At 39.7% G+C, this 16,981-nt stretch carries 15 protein-coding genes, 1 tRNA gene and 2 pseudogenes; 5 read left to right on the forward strand and 13 right to left on the reverse strand.

Translation table 11 applies throughout. From position 1 onward, the window contains the following. Positions 1 to 107: 107 nt before the first annotated feature. The 3 genes from AC075J_RS04630 to AC075J_RS04640 form a co-directional block, all read right to left on the reverse strand. Complete coding sequence (locus AC075J_RS04630; protein WP_055059976.1) at positions 108 to 1,178, reverse strand: ABC transporter permease subunit; 1,071 nt, start codon at positions 1,176 to 1,178, stop codon at positions 108 to 110. A gap of 116 nt (positions 1,179 to 1,294) precedes the next feature. Further along, a complete protein-coding gene (locus AC075J_RS04635; protein WP_055059975.1) occupies positions 1,295 to 2,473 on the reverse strand; it encodes a sensor histidine kinase in 1,179 nt (392 codons plus the stop codon). Next, the gene (locus AC075J_RS04640; protein WP_055201424.1) at positions 2,461 to 3,135 is read right to left on the reverse strand and encodes a response regulator transcription factor; all 675 of its coding nucleotides are present in this window, start codon (positions 3,133 to 3,135) and stop codon (positions 2,461 to 2,463) included. The genes AC075J_RS04635 and AC075J_RS04640 overlap by 13 nt, the downstream gene beginning before the upstream one ends. Before the next feature lie 209 nt (positions 3,136 to 3,344). Between AC075J_RS04640 and AC075J_RS04645 the strand changes: the two genes are divergently transcribed. Further along, the gene (locus AC075J_RS04645; protein WP_020993389.1) at positions 3,345 to 3,581 is read left to right on the forward strand and encodes an acetate and sugar kinases/Hsc70/actin family protein; all 237 of its coding nucleotides are present in this window, start codon (positions 3,345 to 3,347) and stop codon (positions 3,579 to 3,581) included. Further along, positions 3,578 to 4,126 (forward strand): annotated as a pseudogene (locus AC075J_RS04650) (MobQ family relaxase); the annotation flags it as partial. The gene AC075J_RS04645 and the pseudogene AC075J_RS04650, both read left to right, overlap by 4 nt. Before the next feature lie 141 nt (positions 4,127 to 4,267). Here the strand turns inward: AC075J_RS04650 and AC075J_RS04655 are convergent. The 8 genes and pseudogenes from AC075J_RS04655 to AC075J_RS04690 form a co-directional block, all read right to left on the reverse strand. Further along, a complete protein-coding gene (locus AC075J_RS04655) occupies positions 4,268 to 4,648 on the reverse strand; it encodes a DUF4825 domain-containing protein (protein ID WP_008705641.1) in 381 nt (126 codons plus the stop codon). Between the two features lie 61 nt (positions 4,649 to 4,709). Beyond that, on the reverse strand, positions 4,710 to 5,126 hold the full coding sequence (locus AC075J_RS04660) for a YjdF family protein (protein ID WP_008705642.1): 417 nt from the start codon (positions 5,124 to 5,126) through the stop codon (positions 4,710 to 4,712). Between the two features lie 352 nt (positions 5,127 to 5,478). Beyond that, positions 5,479 to 6,255 (reverse strand): hypothetical protein, encoded by a 777-nt coding sequence (locus tag AC075J_RS04665; RefSeq protein ID WP_476390078.1) that lies wholly within the window; start codon positions 6,253 to 6,255, stop codon positions 5,479 to 5,481. A gap of 388 nt (positions 6,256 to 6,643) precedes the next feature. Then, positions 6,644 to 7,014: pseudogene (locus tag AC075J_RS04670) on the reverse strand (TnpV protein). A gap of 31 nt (positions 7,015 to 7,045) precedes the next feature. After that, positions 7,046 to 8,683 carry a 23S rRNA (uracil(1939)-C(5))-methyltransferase RlmD gene (gene rlmD, locus AC075J_RS04675; protein ID WP_118592761.1) on the reverse strand — a complete coding sequence of 546 codons (1,638 nt, stop codon included), beginning with the start codon at positions 8,681 to 8,683 and terminating at the stop codon, positions 7,046 to 7,048. A gap of 5 nt (positions 8,684 to 8,688) precedes the next feature. Beyond that, positions 8,689 to 9,636, reverse strand: a complete 948-nt coding sequence (locus tag AC075J_RS04680; RefSeq protein WP_008705648.1) for a 3'-5' exoribonuclease YhaM family protein — start codon at positions 9,634 to 9,636, stop codon at positions 8,689 to 8,691. 84 nt (positions 9,637 to 9,720) lie between these two features. Then, positions 9,721 to 10,986 carry a S1C family serine protease gene (locus AC075J_RS04685; protein WP_167343384.1) on the reverse strand — a complete coding sequence of 422 codons (1,266 nt, stop codon included), beginning with the start codon at positions 10,984 to 10,986 and terminating at the stop codon, positions 9,721 to 9,723. Positions 10,987 to 11,298: 312 nt separating this feature from the next. Continuing rightward, a tRNA-Leu gene (locus tag AC075J_RS04690) sits at positions 11,299 to 11,383 on the reverse strand. A 455-nt stretch (positions 11,384 to 11,838) separates the two neighbouring features. Here AC075J_RS04690 and AC075J_RS04695 point away from each other — a divergent pair. The 3 genes from AC075J_RS04695 (at position 11,839) to AC075J_RS04705 (ending at position 16,343) form a co-directional block, all read left to right on the forward strand. After that, positions 11,839 to 14,220 (forward strand): endonuclease MutS2, encoded by a 2,382-nt coding sequence (locus tag AC075J_RS04695; RefSeq protein WP_118616938.1) that lies wholly within the window; start codon positions 11,839 to 11,841, stop codon positions 14,218 to 14,220. 11 nt (positions 14,221 to 14,231) lie between these two features. Then, positions 14,232 to 14,933: a response regulator transcription factor gene (locus AC075J_RS04700; RefSeq protein ID WP_025579807.1), complete on the forward strand. Its 702-nt coding sequence runs from the start codon at positions 14,232 to 14,234 to the stop codon at positions 14,931 to 14,933. Positions 14,934 to 15,023: 90 nt separating this feature from the next. Next, positions 15,024 to 16,343 (forward strand): sensor histidine kinase, encoded by a 1,320-nt coding sequence (locus tag AC075J_RS04705; RefSeq protein WP_476390079.1) that lies wholly within the window; start codon positions 15,024 to 15,026, stop codon positions 16,341 to 16,343. 184 nt (positions 16,344 to 16,527) lie between these two features. On the opposite strand, the gene AC075J_RS04710 is transcribed toward AC075J_RS04705, so the two are convergent. Together AC075J_RS04710 and AC075J_RS04715 are read right to left on the reverse strand one after the other, a co-directional pair. Further along, the gene (locus tag AC075J_RS04710) at positions 16,528 to 16,665 is read right to left on the reverse strand and encodes an adenine deaminase C-terminal domain-containing protein (RefSeq protein WP_476390080.1); all 138 of its coding nucleotides are present in this window, start codon (positions 16,663 to 16,665) and stop codon (positions 16,528 to 16,530) included. Next, the coding region (locus tag AC075J_RS04715; protein ID WP_476390081.1) for an adenine deaminase C-terminal domain-containing protein at positions 16,656 to 16,981 on the reverse strand (326 nt) is incomplete at its 5' end. The genes AC075J_RS04710 and AC075J_RS04715, both read right to left, overlap by 10 nt.

Raw genomic sequence — 16,981 nt, forward strand, 5'->3', positions numbered from 1 at the left:
ACCGATTTCTTCATAGTATATAATCGGATGAATAACACACAATATCAGTATAAATGCACATGAATAAAAAATCTTATATAACGACAGGCAGTTTTTTAGTTCCGTTTTCAATGAACCCTCCTCCTTTTCCAGATTGTAACAGAAATACATACTAATATAACTGATGAAATTACAAGAATAATCTGATTTATGTTTGACATTTTGGCTGCATGTGTTTCAAAAAATCTGCCAGGGAATCGCACCATAATAGAGAACGGTCTCATATAATAAATATCATTCTTCATGGTCAGCATATTTGAATATATAATGTGCAAAAACAAGATTGGTGCTGCCGGAAGCGGATTTTTAAATATTACTGCTGTAATTGTATAGACACAACATATCATCAAAATATTCGGAATAATATAGATCAGAGAATTCACGCAAAAATCAATTGGTGTTACTGGAAAGCCCGATTCTAAAGACGTTTTCAAACACAGCATAAAGAATATAACATTCAAAATCACTAATACTCCCAGCATACTAATGAATCCGCTTATTACTTTCCCACATATATATTGGACTGCCGTAACAGGCTTTGTATGTAATAATTCATAGGTACTTTTTCGTGTATCCTGAATAAATAAAAATGATAGCAAGACTGTTGCAAAAAAGGCCATATGCAATCCTGCAAAATCCGTAAATTTTTTGGCAAAGTACCAGGAAAAAGAATGTTCGGATAATTTCCGCTCGATATAATGATTGATTTCTTCTGCTGTCCCCTTATGAATTTCAAGGTCCTCATAAGCATATATTGCATTATAATAGCCATATTGGGATTCCAAAAACTCAGAAGCAGTCTTTACATCCATATTCTGAATTTCTTTCATTACATGATCTGCTTCCTGCCTGCTAAATCCAAAACCATTTTTGGAGGTGTCCATTAACGTCTCTTTGATCGTATCTTCCCACTCCCTTCTTCTTTCTTTATCATCAGATGTGGGAATGTACCCATCCATGACATCAGCATCTTCCAATGCTACGTCATTTTGTGTGATCTGTTCATTCTGTTTGATATAATGAATTTGCAAATACGATGACAGACATTGATACATACTGGCAACTATAATAATCAAGCCAATCCACAAAACAGGGTTCTTTAAATAATCAAGTATACTTCTTTTTATGATTGTTTTCATTGTATCTCTTCCTTTCTTTATTTCTTTAACAACATCATACAAATCAATTCTCAATAAATTCACAATAAAAAAGACTAAAACCACTTTATTTGTGATTTCAGCCTTATAAAGTATTTTTATTCAGCTTTGAAAAGAGCTTCTACATGAGCACCGCCTTGTCTGGCATTATATATTTTCAAATTTCCTCCATGCTTTTCACAGAAAATACGAGAAATATACATACCAAGGCCAAAATGCTTTAAATCATCTTGTGGATTCTTATGATAAAATGGTTCTGTTACTTTTTCCTCAGTATCCACAAATCCTATTCCATCATCTTCAACAGAAATTATAAGAAAACCATCCTTTTTCTTTATCTGCAAAGTAATACTTTTTTGTGCATATCGAACCGCATTTTCCAGTAAGTTGTCTGTCACTTCCATGACAAGTTCCTCATCCACTTTCACAATGTTTTGTTCCTGCGCTCTTTCTACCTTACATAATTTACTTTCCTTCTTGGACAGCATGGCAGCTTCTGCCTCAATCTTTTTTGCCAGTTCCGATAATTCTATCTCTGAGCATTGCAGTTCCCTCTGTTCTAAATGGGACATTTTTCTCATGTTTTCCGTGAAATGCTCTATACGGTCAATCTGATACATGCCTGTTTGTAAGATATCAATAACATCCTCTGTTTTTATACTCTCAGCAGAAACAAACTCTAAGAGCATTTCCTGATACCCACGCAATATGGAAAGTGGAGAACGTATATCATGTGCAATTGCATTCCGCAAAGCCTTCTCGTCATCAATCATTCGCCACATCTTTCTGTTGTTATCTGCTAAAGCACTTCGCATCATTTCAAATTCTTTACACAAAGTTCCCATCTCATCTTTATTTTCATAGGACACATGAAAATCCAGTTCATTATCTGCAATCATCTGTGAGGCATCTTTTAGTTCCTGTAGAGGTGTCTTTAACTTATTTTTATAAAAAAAGAATACCGCAGCAACACTCCCAACAATCGAAAAAATCAATACCGAATATGTTTCCATAAAGTCACACATTTCCGAAAGATGATAGTCCAAACGATTCATCTGCGATTGATTAGGTCTTGATATCTCAATCTCGTATTTCTTTCCATATTGCTGAAACACGTCCGTATAATCTGCATAATCAATATATTTTTCCCATATTTTATTCTGCATATTTCTTGCAAAATGAACTGTAAATCCAGATAACAGAAATGCTGCCGTTAAGCTGATCACAAAATAAAGCAGAATTGTTTTTTTCAGTGACAAGTTTCTTATTTTTTCCATCGGTATCCAATCCCCCATACAGTTTCTATGTATTCTTTTTCTGAATAATCCGCTATTTTTTTCCTTATACGCCGTACTAATTCCGTTATCGTTCTACTGTCTCCTTCCGCATCATATCCACAGACTTGTGCATATATACGTTCTTTATCAAACACCTGCCCTGGATGCATGGATAAAAATTCAATAATCTGATATTCAATTTTTGTGAACTCTATCCTGTGTCCAGCTATAGCTACTATTTTTTCAGAATAATCCATCAGCATTTCATCCATGAAACGGTATTCCGTTTTTTGTTGATGCCTTTCTTCTCTCTTTATGTTTGTGACAATCCTCGCTTCCAACTCCCGAAGACTAAATGGTTTCGTAATATAATCATCCCCACCCGAAAGCAACCCATTAATTTTATCATCTTCATCAACTCTTGCTGTCAGAAATAAAATCGGACATAATACTTTACTGCGTATCAGACGACATACTTCAATCCCATCCATACGTGGCATGTTGATGTCCAATAAAATAATATCCGGTTTCATTTTTATTTTATTTAATGCTTCCATTCCATCTGTAGCCGTAATGGTTTCATATTGTTTCATATTAAAATAACTACAAAGCATTTTCACCAATTCTTTATCATCATCGACAACTAAAATCTTGTATTTCATCCAAACCACCTCCAGTATCCATATTATACGATAAAAAACAATGAAATCACAACAAGAGTACATGAAGAACGTAAGCACAATATATCTTTTTTCTCAATTTCCCCTCAATGTCTTTTACCTCCGATCTTCGTATGCTTATCTCACAGCAGAGCAGTACCACACCGGTACGACCTGCTGAATCAATCAATACGAAAACGGAGGTATTTTTTATGCAAGAACTCAGAAACACAAAAATCATCGCTGTAGATCATGGCTATGGCAATATGAAAACAGCAAACACCGTCACGCCAACCGGAATCAAAGCCTATGAAACAGAACCAATCTTCACCGGGAATATTCTGGAATATAACGGCATTTACTACCGGATCGGCAAAGGACACAAAGAATTTATCCCGGATAAAGCTATGGACGAAGAATATTATCTTCTGACACTAATGGCTATGTAAAAAAAGAGAAAGCCAGTATTTTTAATCCCATCCAGCATATAAAATTGAATCAGCAGCTTACCACTGTTACCGAAGAAATTGAAGAACTGAAATCAAGGAAAGAGCAGCTAATCTTCCAGGCAGAATGCTCTACCGATAAAGATATGACGAATCTATCCAAGAAATACGACCAGATGAATAACAATCTTGATATCCTAGATTCTCAGGACATCTCGCTCAAAAAACAGCTTGAAAAAGATGCTGCCGCTTTCCGGGAAGAAAAATTTCGTCCTGAACCTGAACAGTATACAGAATTGCTGGACACCAGAATCCAGATACGTCCTGATTTTCGGGATAAGCTGATCGAACAGCTCAAAGGTACTTTCGGTAAATATTATGACTATCACCGACGTGATATTGCAGCCAATGAGGTGGATTATCTCAATGCGGAAGATCCTGATGTTTTCTCTCATCGTGCATGGGAACTTGAATATCAGAGAAAACAAGAAATGCGGCGAAATCAGCCTGCTCGAACTAAGAAAAAGTCATATGATATGGAATTGTAACCGTCTTTGAATAGATAATATGTTCTTACAAATCTCTTGTTCAAAAATGAGTTTTTCCCAAAAAAGCGTATGGATTTAAAACTTCCATACGCCTTTTTATATTCTACTCTTCAAATTATCTAAAAGTTGACTAAAAATATATCACCGTTCATACGATGCAATAATTTCTTTGCTATCTGCTGTTTTATAATCAATTGTTCCCAAATTACCAATCAAGTCAAATGTCATATCTGCATTAACCTGCAATTCATCTTCAAGTTTGGCTGCAGACGGCTCATCTTTTAGAAAAACTGTTAATCCATAAGGCTCTGTTTCAGACTGTATCTCTATACTGTCATATGAGTATCCCGCCGGATACTCTTGACCACTTACAATATTTATAACATTTGAAGAATCTCCTACATAATCTGTCTTATACTGCGATAAATCAGGAATTTCGTACAGTTTTTCTTTTTTTCCACACGCCGAAATCAACATTATTGACATGGCGATTAACATAATTGCAAGTACTTTTTTCTTCATAGAAACACCTCCCGAAAGCTTTATTCAACACTTTTCGATTTGAGTAAAAGGCCAAGGGACTTTAATGTCCCTTATGCTTTTCTCTTTTCTTTCGCTGTTTCAGTTCAAACATTCGCTGCTCTTCTGCCTCTTTTTTCTTGCGTCTTTTCTCTTTGCGTTCCTGCTTGTTCTGTTCCTGTTGTAATTTCAACGCCTGTTGCGATTTTGTACCAATGCCTATTTCCAGCATCTGCTTCTTTGCTTCCCGCTGCATCCGTTTCGGATTTCTTTTGATATCCTTTACAACAGTTTCAACAACCGGACTGAATTTCAAACTGAAATAGCACTTTTGAATATATTCCTGTACTTCATAATCTTTTGGCTCTGCACCAAATGTTACCTTTGCCACAGATAGTTTACCATCTTCGATGCGTTCAAAGATTCCCACCCAAAACGGCTCTTCAAAAAATACTGTCAGCTTTCCATTTACTTTGTCCATAAGAATCCCTCCTAAAAATGATTGAACAAAGAATGGACAACCCGGAGGGGCAGGTTACTTACCCTATTTATATAGGACGGCCGGGCTACCTACCGGCTCTGGTACATCAAAGATGTACGTTGCGTTTTTATCTTTGCTTTTATAATCAAGCCATATGGCACGATTAACTTAATTCTGAAACTTCTAAGTTACTTTTTATGCTAAATAGCGAAACCATCACCTTTTGAGAAAAGGTTTATACTCCACTTAGGGAGATATCATTTAACTCACCATTTAAAAATCAATATCGGTATACTTATTTTTCAACTTGTAAAATGCTATTATTACGCTTGTATAATATTGCATCATCCAATCATACGGTATTTTCTTTGCTATAATCGTTCTTTTGATCTGCACGATTATGGCGAATCTTATAACCATTAACTATACCAAAAATCAACTTATCATGTTCATTTTTAGGAACTTCATACTCAGCATTTAAAGTATCTTTTACTTCTTCACGTTCACTTTCCAAAATATCGGCAAGAATATTAATAGCTTTCTTTTTCTGTTCCAAATTGGCATCAAAACGATAATACATTTCTGTGGCTGTTGCTAATTGCTCATATACTGAATCGGGTAAATCAGAACCGTCATATTCTAACTGTTCACGCAACGCACCGTTAGGTATTTGCATTATAAATCCATTTGTCGGTTCAAGATAATATCCCTCTTTATATGCACGTAAGATATTATTAATTTGTTCAGCAAATTCTTCCTTTTGTGCTTCATTTTCAAACTGATCTATTTCATAGTTATAAACACCAATATGGTCGTATAAAATCTCAATCACTGAAAACAATGTCTGCTCATCATATTCTTCAAGATATTGCCAAATTGGCCAAACCTCTTTATCCTGTAAGCATGTTGCAAAATACACTTCCGGTGATGGCAACAAACTTGGTGGTAAAATCTGCTCCGAATCCTGCGTATAAGGAATTTGCCTCCACACTCCTCTTGTAGCCACTTCAAAATACTCTTTATCACAAAAATATTTATATACCTGTCCGAAATACTGTAATAACTCATCAAAATCTATCTGTAGTTGCTTTGTAAGTAAACCATGTCTTTCTGCGTAATATTTTTTCATATTTTTCTGTTCTCCTTATGTCAACTAAAAATTGCCTTGTTCATTTTTAATACTATTTTCCATTAATCTAATCAAATCATCAATGAATGCATTACAGATTTCCCCAAAGTCATAAGTCTTATATTCGCAGGCAAATTGATTTGCAATTACATTTCTTAATTCATCAACTTTCCTCATTTCTGTCCGTTCAATCTAATAGTATTATTTTACCATATCACTTGTTTTTTTACCATCTTCAAAAGAGCAATAGCAAAAAAGCTGATCAAGAATCATAACCTTCCAATATTTTCTCTCTCTGCATCTGTTCCATGTAAATAGATTGCTTTCCGGCACGCGAAAAAATTGTTTGTAGAAACGGTAAAAAGCTCCCGAAGGAGCTTTCCACGCTTTAAATATACACTAATTCTTTTAACACAATCTCTTCTGCTACATTTCGGATATTATTTACAGCCCTGACCCATTCCATCTGGTCACAAGCTTTCATTTCTTCCGTAATGCCTTCCTTTTCCATCATCTGACGCACTAGAATGTCCATTCTCTCCTGTGCTTCATCGTCCACAGCATTCAGATGTTCTGTCAATCTGTCTTCCAACATATACAGTGAATACATTGCCGGACGATACTCTTTCAGATATGTTTTCCGCATCATTCCATATTTCCCATAATGCGGTTCTTCATCTGTACTGACAAGATTCGGATAGTAAATTCCGTCTGCGCCAAGTGTGTAGGTTCCACCCATTTTTCAAATGTACTTTTCATGTGTTATTCCTCCTTGAAATCAGCGATGTCCTTAGATCATCGCATAATATTTCAGGGCAGCCTTGATAGCATCTTCTTTCTCTTTCGGGCATTGTGGAACTCTTGCATTTTCTGATTTTGGAAGATTATAGTTTTCTCCCACTTCAATTCCACATTTGCGTTTTACCTGAGAAATATATAAACTTGAAACCTTCAAGCCAGATTCTTTCAGCACATAATCCTTGATTTCCTGATAGGTTGCTTTCAACTCGGCACTGGTGGCATCCAGCTCATCCAGGTCTAAGTCGATCTCTATCGTGTCATCTGGCTTCTGTTGGGACAAAAGAACAACCGTCTCCACATGAACAGTCATCCCAAATTGATCAACCGGGCATACTTTTCTAAGCTCATATCCCCTCTCACACAGATACTTCAGATCCCTTGCCAACGTCGCACTGTCGCAACTTACATACACAATCCTATCCGGGTTCATCTCGACCATGGTCTCCAGCAGGGTTTCATCACAGCCTTTTCTTGGCGGATCTACGACGATGACATCTGCATAAACGCCATTTTTCTTATACTCTCTTGGCAGCACTTCTTCTGCTTTTCCCACAAAGAACTCTGTATTCTCCAGGCCATTAAGTTTCGCATTTTCTTTCGCATTCTCTATAGCTGCCGGAACAATTTCCACACCGCGGACAAATTTTGCTTTCTGTGCCAGGAACAGGGAAATTGTTCCGATCCCACAGTAGAGATCCCATACTGTCTCTTCCCCATGAAGATCTGCGTATTCCAGTGCCTTTGCATAAAGCTTCTGGGTCTGCATAGGATTTACCTGATAGAAAGACAGAGGTGAAATCTGATAGGAAATATCTCCGATTCTGTCTGTGATATATTCCTGGCCCCAGAGCAGACGAATTTCCTCACCAAGGATTACATTACTGTGTTTCTTATTTACATTGATGGTGATGCTTGTCATTCCCGGAATCTCACACAGAGATTTTACAAGCAGCTCCTCTTTCGGAATCTTATTTCCGTTCAGAATCAGACAGACCATCACTTCTTTTGTGAAGTATCCGTAACGGATCAGGACATGGCGCACCAGCCCTTTGCCTGTTGCTTCATTATATGGTTCAATCCCGTATTTCTCCATATGTGCGATCACACGGTCCAGAACTTCTTTATTCTCAGCTACACCAAGTGCACAGTCACGGTTTTCGATAATATTGTGGGTTCTTCCTGCATAGAAACCTGTAACGATTTTTCCCTCTTTATTTCTGCCTACAGGAAACTGTGCCTTATTTCTGTAATGAAAAAGTTCATCCATGCCAATGATCGGCTCCATGGGGATATCTGTAAAGCCGCCGATTCGTTCCAGATGTCCCTTCACCTTATTTGTCTTAAATACAAGCTGCTGTTCATAGGAAAGTGCCTGAAGCTGGCATCCGCCACACTGACGGGCAAATTCGCACTTGGGCTCAACTCTGTACGGAGATGGCTTCAGCACCTCCATAAGACGTCCGTAACCATAATTTTTCTTTGCCTTGATAATTTTGGCTGTTACTGTATCTCCGATCACTGCGTCCTTGACAAAAACGGTGAAGCCATCGGCTTTTCCGATACCTTCACCGTCAATTCCGCAATCTTCTATCTCTAACGTAACAAGATCGTTCTTACGAAATTCCATAAAGATTACACCTCATCTGTTCTTCTTAAGTTGGATTCAAACAATTTATTATATCCAAGCCATTCTTTTTTGCTCTTGTTTGCTGCAAAAATCTCTGTGATGGTTTCCATTCTTGCATCTGTATTATCTGCAAGATTGAGGGCTACAGCCTCCACCAGTGCAGGTTTCTTCGGGGAACCGTATTCCAGTTCTCCATGATGTGACAGAATACAGTGGATCAGTTCATTCTTAAGCACCTCCGGAAATTCCGGTATCTGGTGTGCAAGATCATTGATCATCTGTGCTCCCATATAAATATGTCCCAGAAGCTGGCCTTCATCTGTATAATCATTTAACGGAAATGCAGATAATTCTTTTGTCTTTCCGATATCATGAAGAAGTGATGCTGTAATCAGTAAATCCCTGTTGATGACCGGGTATGCCTTTGACATATAATCGCAGAGTCTGGTCACTCCCAGAGTATGCTCCATCAGACCGCCGATAAATCCGTGATGTACTGTCTTCGCTGCAGAATGTCCTTCAAACGCTTTCACAAAAGCTTCATCTTCCACAAATAATTTCTTCAGAAGTGCAGACAGATAAGTATTCTCCACACTGTCAATAAATGCTCTCAGCTGGCTGTACATATCATCTGTGCTGTTCTCACTTACAGGAAGATAATCTGCAGGATCATACTCATCTTCAGCAGCCTTGCGCACACGCTTGATATTCAGCTGCATAGCCCCTGCAAAGCTGGTCACATCTCCCACAACATCTATATAATCCAGTGCATCAAAATCATCAATTCCAAGAGAATTCGGATCCCAGATCTTGCCATCCATGATTCCGGTTTTATCCTGGAGGATAATATTCTCATAGGGTTTTCCATTCTTCGTTACCGCAGACTGTTTCTGCTTGCACAGATAAATCCCATTAATTCTGTCTCCCTCATGTAACTCATTTAAAAAACGCATAAAGCCTGCCTCTCTATCCTTTATTTTTAGTATTATAACAATTCCACAAGAAAGAATCCCGCTTGCAGGATTCTCCGCCTGTCACTATCTCTCTCCAACTGTTACCTTATAATCTTTCTCCGCATACTCACCATCGGAATTTTTGCGAAGAACCGTTATGGTAAGATTTTCTCCCTGCTTTTTTGTCTGAAGATATGTATAGTAAGACTGCATACTCTCTGTGGGAGTTCCATCAATCTTACTTATGATATCTCCACACTGTATCCCTGCCTTCATCGCAGGAGATTCTTCTTGTGTACGCTCCACGTAAAGTCCCTGATCAATTCCCAGTTTTCTACATTGTGCCTGAGTTATCTCTGTTCCATAAATACCTGTATATCTGATTGTTTCTTTGTTAGCCAGATGTTCTATCAACGGAAGAATCTGCGAAATGGAAACTGCATGAATATTATCTCCGTCATTTTCATTCTTCTTCAGTATCATACCTGCCACATTTCCGTCAGAATCAAGCAGCACACCACTTCCATCTTCATTCCCCTGCACATCTGTAGCCAACACATTATACTCCGTATCCGCTACCGATAGTTTTTCAGAAACAGAAGTGATCATTCCATAAACCACCGCATCACTGTCACCGGCAGGACTTCCGATAGCAATTACTATATCGCTCTGTCCCAGTTTCTTTGTGTCTGTCAGATCAGATACCACGATACCTTCTCTTGTACTGTCATTGAGAAGATTTTTTCTCACAGTTGCAACTGCAAATCCGGAATCTGCATCTCCCCTGCATATCTCTCCCTGCACTGTCGAACCATCTGCAAAAGTCACCTGCAGTTCCTGCAGATTTTCCATTTCTTCCTCATAGGTCAGGATATAAAATTGCGTCTCTGTTTCAAGAAAGACAAGACCTTCCGTATCTTCCTGCTGCAAATAAGAATTATTCAGCAAATCCTCATCCTTTGAAATTCCTCTCACGTTTACAAGAGATTTTCGGGATTTTTGGGAAACCTTCAGCACTTCCCTATACATCTCCTGACGCATTGCCAGAAGACTCTTCTCCTCTTGTTCAGAAACTGAAGCGACAGATTCCCTCTCTGTTGCCTGTTCTTCAGATATCGTCTCCGCTACATCCGATCCTGTCAGTTCGATTTTCTGCTGTGTATTCTCTTCTCTGTCCGCCATAACCGGAAACACACTGGCAAAGGTTACGGCTGCGCAGCTTCCAAACAAAACGCCACATCCTGCTATCATAAGCAGCCTGCGCAACAGACTGCCATTCTCTTTTGGCTGTTTTTTTACCGTTTCTTTTATAAACTGATATTCCTGTGTGTCCATTTTGTTTTTTTTCATACCTGATTCTCCTGCCGCACTCCATTCAGGATAACTGCCCAGTGTCATACAAAACAGCAATCTGCTAAACAGTTACCATTCAGGTTCAATATCGCTTGTATTCAAACAAATTATATCGTAACAATCTACACATTATTTTAACAAAAAGATATGAATTTTTTATGAATATACTATAAGTAATTTCCCACAGTACAAAAAAGAAGCTCCTACTGAAACACTTATCGTATCAGCGAAACACTGCAGCTCAGGTTATTATGATGACACAAAAAAACGGCTTAAATGCACATATAATAGCATTCAAACCGTTTCTTATGCGGAAGATGGGACTTGAACCCACACGAGCGCAATGCTCACAAGATCCTTAGTCTTGCTCGTCTGCCAGTTCCGACACTTCCGCATATCGCATTTCTGTTATAAGTTTTACTTATTGTTGCGACAATTGGTACTATACCAAAAACTATATAAACTGTCAATAGCTTTTTTGAATTTTTTTTTATTTTTTTGTAAAAGCTATCATTTTTATGTATTTCTATCCTTTTTGCTTTCCATAGATTCCAAAATCATATATAATAGGAAAAGTATTTGTAACTGCTTATTTCACAGTAACTTAGCCAAAATTCATTCCAGATTGCCTGCGGCAATGGAATTTTGGCTTGTATGTCTCGGGATTTTGGCATATTCATGCCAAAACACCTCGCGGGATAGTGGTGTATGAACAGTAACCACAGTTACACAGTTACAATTATTTTTTTAGAATTGCTATAATCCCGGAGTACATTTCCATAACAAAAAATGCTATAATATCAGGGACAGCAAATTATAAAGATATCTATCAGGAGATTTAAACAGACAATGAATCAGAAAGCATATAAAGCACTTGAATATTATAAAATCATCAATATGCTGACAGACAAGGCTTCCTCTTCCATGGGAAAAGAAATCTGCCGGAAGCTGGAGCCATCCACAGATATTGATGAAATCCGACATATGCAGACTCAGACCAGAGATGCACTTACCCGTCTTTTCCAGAAAGGAAATATTTCCTTTGGCAGCGTCAAAGATGTGCGTGGTTCTCTGAAACGTCTGGAAATCGGAAGTTCTCTGGGGATTGGTGAACTTCTTGCCATCTGCAGCCTTCTTGAGAACACCAATCGTGTCAAAGCTTATTCCAGAAGTGAGCGCGGTGATTCTCTCCCGGACTCTCTGGACGGGATGTTCGAGGCACTGGAACCACTGACTCCTCTTACAACAGAGATCCGCAGATGCATCCTCTCAGAAGATGAGATCAGTGATGATGCAAGCAGCAACCTCCGCCAGATTCGAAGAAACATGAAGATTACCGGAGACAGGATCCATACACAGCTCTCCTCTCTTGTAAACGGAAGTGCCCGCAATTATCTGCAGGATTCCGTTATTACCATGAGAAACGGACGCTACTGCATTCCGGTCAAGGCAGAATACAAAGGACAGGTTCCGGGTATGGTACACGATCAGTCCTCCACAGGTTCTACTTTATTTATCGAACCTATGGCAATCGTAAAACTAAATAATGACATCCGCGAGCTGGAACTGGAAGAACAAAAAGAGATTGAAGTGATCCTTTCCACCCTGAGCCAGCAAACTGCAGAACAGACCGACTCTATCCGCGCAGATCTTAATATCATGGTACAGCTTGACGTCATTTTTGCCAGAGCATCCCTTGCCATGGATATGAATGCAACAGAACCAATCTTCAATGATGAAGGACGCATCCGTCTGAAACAGGCACGCCACCCTCTCATTGATAAGAAGAAAGCTGTTCCCATTGATATCCGTCTCGGCGATGATTTCGACTTGCTTGTTATCACCGGTCCGAACACCGGTGGTAAAACTGTATCTTTAAAGACTGTCGGACTTCTCACTCTCATGGGCCAGTCTGGTCTTCATATTCCCACACTGGACCGCTCAGAGCTTGCACTGTTTGAAGAAGTTTATGCTGATATCGGTGATGAACAGAGTATTGAACAGTCATTAAGTACATTCTCCTCACATATGACCAACGTGGTTTCTTTCCTGAAAAAAGCCAACCGTCACTCTCTTGTCCTTTTCGATGAGCTTGGTGCAGGTACAGATCCGACAGAGGGTGCTGCCCTTGCCATTGCGATCCTTTCCCATCTTCATGAACAGGGAATCCGCACTATGGCAACCACCCATTACAGTGAGCTGAAGGTATATGCACTCTCCACCTCAGGTGTAGAAAATGCCTGCTGCGAATTTGACGTGGAAACGCTCCGCCCGACCTACCGCCTGCTGATCGGTGTTCCCGGGAAAAGTAATGCATTCGCCATTTCTTCCAAGCTTGGACTTCCGGACTATATCATCGATAAGGCCAAAGAACAGATCAGTGAACAGGATGAATCTTTCGAAGATGTTCTCAGTTCCCTGGAAAGCAGCCGTATAACTATTGAAAATGAACGCCACGAGATTGAACAGTATAAACAGGAAATTGCCTCTCTGAAATCCGAAATGGAATCCAAACAGGAGAAGTTGAACGAGCAGCGAGACCGCATCATCCGTCAGGCCAATGAGGAAGCTCATGCAGTTCTCCGCGAAGCCAAGGAATATGCAGACCAGACTATGAAGATGTTCCACAAATTCCAGAAAGACCATGTGGATCTCTCTGCTGTGGAAAAAGAACGCCAGAATCTGCGCAAACATATGAATAAAGCAGAGAAAGGCATGACTCAGAAAACTGCTGCAAAGAAACCGAAGAAGGAACTCACAGCCAAAGATATCTCCCTCGGAGATGCAGTTAAGGTTCTCAGCATGAATCTGAAAGGTACTGTCAGCAGCCGTCCGGACAACAAAGGTTTCCTCTTCGTTCAGATGGGTATCATCCGTTCCAAGGTTCACATCTCTGATCTGGAACTGATCGATGAAGCAGAGCTCACCACACCAACCATGCAGCGTACAGGTGCAGGTAAAATCCGCATGTCAAAAGCAGCCCATGTATCCACAGAGATCAACCTGCTTGGCAAAACGGTAGATGAAGCAATTGCAGAGCTTGACAAATATCTGGATGATGCTTATATCGCTCATCTGAAATCTGTCCGTATTGTTCATGGTAAAGGAACCGGTGCTCTAAGAAAAGGTGTACACAATTATCTGAAGCGCCAGAAGCATGTGGAATCCTTCCGCCTTGGAGAATTCGGCGAAGGAGATGCAGGTGTTACTATTGTAGAATTTAAGAAATAGGAGGGACCGCCATGGTTTCCAAACAGAAAATCCTTATTGTTGATGATGATAACAATATCGCAGAGCTTATTGCCCTGTATCTTACCAAAGAATGCTTCGAAACAAAAATCGTAAATGACGGAGAAGAAGCGTTAAGGGAATTTGCCTCCTTCCGCCCGGATCTGATCATTCTGGATCTGATGCTTCCCGGAATTGACGGTTATCAGGTATGTCGTGAAATCCGACATACCTCTGATGTTCCCATCATTATGCTTTCAGCAAAAGGCGAAACCTTTGACAAGGTTCTCGGACTTGAACTGGGTGCAGATGACTATATGATCAAACCCTTTGATTCCAAGGAACTGGTTGCCCGTGTACGTGCTGTCCTGCGCCGTTTCCAGGTTAAACAGCCAGCGCCTTCTTCCAGTGAAAAATGTGTTACTTACCCGGATCTGACCGTTAATCTGACAAACTATGCAGTCACATATATGGGTCGTCAGGTTGATATGCCACCAAAGGAACTGGAACTTCTCTATTTCCTTGCAGCATCACCAAACCAGGTATTTACCCGCGAGCAGCTTCTGGATCATATCTGGGGTTACGAATACATCGGTGATACCCGTACTGTAGACGTTCATATCAAACGTCTTCGTGAAAAGATCAAAGACAATCCTCACTGGTCCATTGCCACCGTATGGGGAATCGGATATAAATTTGAGGTAAAAAATCCATGAAACAGCATCATCTTTCCACAAAATTCCTGAGATTTTATATTCTCATCGGGATTTTCGGGATTTTTCCTCATAACCCTCGGCGGTTCTTATATGGTGGAAAAGCATCTGGAACACTCTTTAAGTGCCGCACTCTATACAGAAGCGCACAATATTGCATCTAACGAAGCAGTTAAAAGCAATATCTCTTCCAGTACAGTAGATACTCTTCAGGAACACTTATGTGCAATTTCCGATTTTCAGGATGCTGTATTGTGGATCATCAACAGTAACGGTGAAATCATTGTAAGTACACAGAAAAATATTGACGTCCGGGATCCAATCCCACTGGAAGAATTCGATGCTTCCAAATGGGGAAGCAACTATTATCAGATTGGAAAGTTTTATGGTTTCTTTAAAACAGATCATTTGAGTGTTATTGCCCCGATCACCTCTGATATGGAAACCAAAGGTTACGTGGCAATCCATTATTCGATGACAAACCTTTATCAGAGCCGAAGCAGTATTCTTTTTATCATGCAGGTAATCTTTCTCCTGTGCTATGCAGCCACCAGTCTTCTGCTCTGGGCTTACAGCCACTACATACGTAAGCCCCTGGCCAGGATCATGAAAGGTGCCAGTGAATATGCAGGAGGTAATCTTGCATATAAAATAGACGTTACTTCTGATGATGAAATGGGATATCTTGCCAAAACTCTGAATTATATGTCCGATGAACTGAACAAAAACGGAGAATATCAGCGTAAATTCATTGCAAATGTCTCTCATGATTTCCGTTCTCCCCTTACCTCCATCAAGGGATATGTCAATGCCATACTGGACGGTACCATCCCCTATGAGATGCAGGAACGGTATCTGAAGATCATCGCTTTTGAATCTGAACGTCTTGAAAAACTCACCCGCAGTCTTCTGACTCTGAATGAACTGGATATGAAAAAACGGATGATGCACATTCAGCGTTTTGATATCAATGATACCATCAAAAACACAGCAGCTACATTTGAAGGCATCTGCACCAGCCGCCAGATCCGTCTGGAGCTGCTGCTCTCCGGACATGAACTTTATGTCAGAGCTGATATGGAACAGATTCAGCAGGTTCTTTACAACCTTCTTGATAATGCCATTAAATTCAGCAATGATAATTCCTCTGTTCAGATTGAAACAACTGTAAAAAGCGGTAAGGTCTTCGTTTCTGTAAAAGATTACGGAACCGGCATTCCCAAAGAAAGCCTGGGCAAAATCTGGGATCGTTTCTACAAAATTGATGCATCCCGCGGAAAAGACCGTAAAGGCACCGGACTTGGACTTTCTATAGTCAAAGAGATCATCAATGCACATAACCAGAATATTGATGTGATCAGTACAGAAGGTGTGGGAACCGAATTTATCTTTACTCTGGAGAAAACGAAATAAATTTCTTTCACTTGAAAAATATTGTCTTAAATATACCTGTAACAACCCTCTTACCTGGAGCGTGTCTGAGAGGACTGCTATAAAAAATACCGTAACAAAAGTATATATCATTTACTTTTATTACGGTATTTTTTTATTCTATGGCAATCCTCGTAAATAATGCATTTAAGACATTTCACCCACCTTAACTAAACGGTGTTCTCAGCATTCTGTCTTCATTTACGAGATAGATTCCTCTCGGTGTGATCCTGATTTCAGGAATCACAGGCAGTGCCATAAATGACAGGGTGATAAACGGATCAAATCCTTCTTTCACTCCCATCTCATGTGGCTTTCGGAATCATTTTTGCAAGTGCTTCGTTTACACTCTGCATAACCGGCATCGCTCATCAGCCCCATGACAGGAAGTGGTAAGGTTCCATAAATCTCTCCATTGCATACCAGAGTATAACCCCCTTGCGTCCGCATCATTTCTTTTACAGCAATAGCTATATCACGATCATTATCTCCTACTACAATAATATTGTGGGAATCATGAGAAACACTGGAAGCAATGGCTCCGCCGCGGATTCCATAGCCTTTTACAATGCCCACTCCCATCTTGCCTGTATTCTTATGACGCTCGATCACTGCAATCT

The sequence above is a fragment of the Blautia sp. ZXY-1-C6 genome (assembly GCF_056339875.1).

Coding starts and splice junctions, on each gene's coding strand:
- AC075J_RS04700 (WP_025579807.1), top strand. CDS start 14,232: ATGGTTTCCAAACAGAAAATCCTTATTGTTGATGATGATAACAATATC.
- AC075J_RS04635 (WP_055059975.1), bottom strand. CDS start 2,473: ATGGAAAAAATAAGAAACTTGTCACTGAAAAAAACAATTCTGCTTTAT.
- AC075J_RS04655 (WP_008705641.1), bottom strand. CDS start 4,648: ATGAAGAAAAAAGTACTTGCAATTATGTTAATCGCCATGTCAATAATG.
- AC075J_RS04695 (WP_118616938.1), top strand. CDS start 11,839: ATGAATCAGAAAGCATATAAAGCACTTGAATATTATAAAATCATCAAT.
- AC075J_RS04685 (WP_167343384.1), bottom strand. CDS start 10,986: ATGAAAAAAAACAAAATGGACACACAGGAATATCAGTTTATAAAAGAA.
- AC075J_RS04645 (WP_020993389.1), top strand. CDS start 3,345: ATGCAAGAACTCAGAAACACAAAAATCATCGCTGTAGATCATGGCTAT.
- AC075J_RS04705 (WP_476390079.1), top strand. CDS start 15,024: ATGGTGGAAAAGCATCTGGAACACTCTTTAAGTGCCGCACTCTATACA.
- AC075J_RS04710 (WP_476390080.1), bottom strand. CDS start 16,665: ATGGGAGTGAAAGAAGGATTTGATCCGTTTATCACCCTGTCATTTATG.
- AC075J_RS04665 (WP_476390078.1), bottom strand. CDS start 6,255: ATGAAAAAATATTACGCAGAAAGACATGGTTTACTTACAAAGCAACTA.
- AC075J_RS04660 (WP_008705642.1), bottom strand. CDS start 5,126: ATGGACAAAGTAAATGGAAAGCTGACAGTATTTTTTGAAGAGCCGTTT.
- AC075J_RS04640 (WP_055201424.1), bottom strand. CDS start 3,135: ATGAAATACAAGATTTTAGTTGTCGATGATGATAAAGAATTGGTGAAA.
- AC075J_RS04680 (WP_008705648.1), bottom strand. CDS start 9,636: ATGCGTTTTTTAAATGAGTTACATGAGGGAGACAGAATTAATGGGATT.
- AC075J_RS04630 (WP_055059976.1), bottom strand. CDS start 1,178: ATGAAAACAATCATAAAAAGAAGTATACTTGATTATTTAAAGAACCCT.
- rlmD (WP_118592761.1), bottom strand. CDS start 8,683: ATGGAATTTCGTAAGAACGATCTTGTTACGTTAGAGATAGAAGATTGC.